This is a genomic window from Blastomonas sp., assembly GCF_041747255.1.
Lineage (GTDB): Bacteria > Pseudomonadota > Alphaproteobacteria > Sphingomonadales > Sphingomonadaceae > Blastomonas.
In genome coordinates this window covers 1-2,416 of the sequence record NZ_JBGTFM010000236.1, presented here as the reverse complement: position 1 = coordinate 2,416, position 2,416 = coordinate 1, and the positions used below count along the sequence as shown (strand labels likewise).

General features: G+C 65.6%; 2 protein-coding genes. One reads left to right on the top strand and one right to left on the bottom strand.

What is annotated here, in order from left to right:
- Positions 1–493, bottom strand: a 493-nt coding sequence (locus ACEW8G_RS08390; RefSeq protein WP_373487974.1) for an L-threonylcarbamoyladenylate synthase, incomplete at its 3' end; no start/stop codon positions are given.
- Between the two features lie 48 nt (positions 494–541).
- On the opposite strand from ACEW8G_RS08390, the gene ACEW8G_RS08385 reads away from it, so the two are divergent.
- Complete coding sequence (locus ACEW8G_RS08385; protein ID WP_373487973.1) at positions 542–2,278, top strand: acyl-CoA dehydrogenase; 1,737 nt, start codon at positions 542–544, stop codon at positions 2,276–2,278.
- Positions 2,279–2,416 lie beyond the last annotated feature (138 nt).

Genomic DNA, 2,416 nt, shown 5'->3' with positions numbered 1-2,416 from the left:
TCGCGGCGACATGCGCGGCGGTCGTCGGACTGATCGCACCGCTGCGATTGGCCGATGGTGCGGCGAGCGCCATGCCGCTGGCTTGTAGAACACCGCGCATCACCGGGTGCGCCGGGCAGCGCAGCGCAATGGTCGGCAGGCCAGCGGTCACCGCCGGGGCGACGTTCGCGCCTTCGACCAGCGGCAGTACCAATGTCAGCGGCCCCGGCCAGAACGCAGCGGCCATTTTTTCTGCATGGCTGTCGAACACGGCGAGCGAGCGCGCGGCCTCTACATCAGGCACATGCACAATCAGCGGGTTGAAATCGGGGCGTCCCTTGATGCGATAGATCGCCGCTACGGCATCGGCGCGCGATGCGTCCGCCGCCAGTCCGTAAACCGTTTCAGTCGGCAGTGCGACCGGCTGGCCTGCGCGCAGCAGCGTGACGGCGCGGGTGATCGCGGCGTCTCCTGCAGGCTGGATCTGCGCGTCAGAAAGCTTGGAAGCTGGCATCGCGCTGCTTATACAACGCAAGCACGCAGCGAACAGCAGGGAAAACATATGACCTTCAGCGCACCGACACGCGAACAGCTGTTCGTCCTCAAGACGATCAACGGCATCGATGAACTGGCGACATTCGGGCGCTTTGCCGAGGCGACCCCCGATCTGGTCCAGGCGATTGTCGAAGGCGTGGGCGATTTTGCCGCTGGCGAGTTCGCGCCGCTCTATCGCATCGGCGATACGGTGGGCGCGAAGCTTGTCGATGGCGCGGTGAAAATGCCCGAAGGCTATGCGCTAGCCTATCAGCATTATGTCGAGGCCGGGTGGAGCGCGCTCAGCGCGCCGGTCGATCATGGCGGGCAGGGGCTGCCGTTCAGCCTTGCCACCGTGGCGCTCGATTCGCTGGGCGCGGCCAACATGGCGTTCGCGCTGTGCCCGATCCTCACCGTTGGCGCGATCGAGGCATTGCATCACCACGGCAGCGACACCCAGAAGGCGTTGTATCTGCCCAAGCTCGCCACCGGCGAATGGACCGGCACGATGAACCTGACCGAGCCGCAGGCGGGCAGCGATGTGGGGGCCCTGCGTGCAACCGCGACCCCGCGCGGCGACGGCACCTGGGCGATCAAGGGCCAGAAAATCTACATATCGTTTGGCGATCATGACATGGCCGACAACATCATCCATCTGGTGCTGGCGCGCACCCCCGATGCGCCGCCGGGGACCAAGGGGATTTCGCTGTTCCTCGTCCCCAAGTACCGGCTCGACCAGCAAGGCAAGCCCGGCGAGGCCAATGGCGTCAAGACGGTCTCGATCGAACACAAGATGGGGATCAACGCCTCACCCACCTGCGTGCTGCAGTTTGGCGAGGATGGGGAGAGCATTGGCGAGCTGATCGGCGCGGAATTCGGCGGCATTCGCGCGATGTTCACGATGATGAACAACGCGCGGTTGAACGTTGGCCTGCAGGGGGTTCAGATCGCCGAGGGCGCGACGCAAAAGGCGATGTGGTTTGCGCGCGAACGCGTCCAGTCGGCGCGCGCCGGGGGCGGCCGCGATCCGGTTGCGATCATCGAGCACCCCGATGTGCGGCGCATGCTGCTGCGCATGAAGGCTGGCACCGAGGCGATCCGGGCCTTGCTCTATTTCGCGTCGGGCTACGTTGACCGCGCGAACCTCGGGCTGGATGGCGCGCGCGAGATGGTCGATCTGCTGACCCCGCTCGCCAAGACCTACGGCACCGATCTGGGCAGCGAGATTGCCTCGCTGGGGGTGCAGGTGCACGGCGGCATGGGTTATGTCGAGGAGACCGGTGCGGCGCAATATTACCGCGATATCCGCATCGCCCAGATCTATGAGGGCACAAACGGCATCCAGGCGGCCGATCTGGTCGGGCGCAAGCTGGGGCTGGCGGGCGGCGATGTCGTACGCGGACTGATTGCAGATGTGCAGCGCGACTGCGGCAATCATCCGGCATTGTCGGCGCTGGCAGGCGATTGCGCCGAGGTCACCGAATGGATGATCGGCGCGTCGGTCGATGACCGGCTGGCGGGCAGCTATCCCTATTGCACGATGATGGCGGTGATGACGTGCGGTTGGCTGATGCTCAAGCAGCAGCGCGCCGCGCAGGCGGTGCTGGATGGGGGCGAGGGCAATGCCGCATTCCTGAATGCCAAGCTGGTGACGACGCGTTTCTACCTTGAACGCATGGTGCCCGAGGCAGGCGGGCTGAAAGCCGCAGCAATGGCGGGTGCGGACCTGCTCTACACGCTGGATGCCGAGGCGCTGGCGGGGTGAGGCATTCAGCAGCAAAAAGCAGCCGTAATGCCGCTAACCTTTTGGCTGAACCATGGCCGTAGCTGACGACCCCCTCATCCGCATCGCCGCCGCGCTCCAACGGCTCGCGCCGCCGCCCTTGCCGCCCACCGACTGGAC

Excerpts from the sequence above, each read along its gene's own strand:
- ACEW8G_RS08385 (WP_373487973.1), top strand. The coding sequence starts at position 542 with ATGACCTTCAGCGCACCGACACGCGAACAGCTGTTCGTCCTCAAGACG.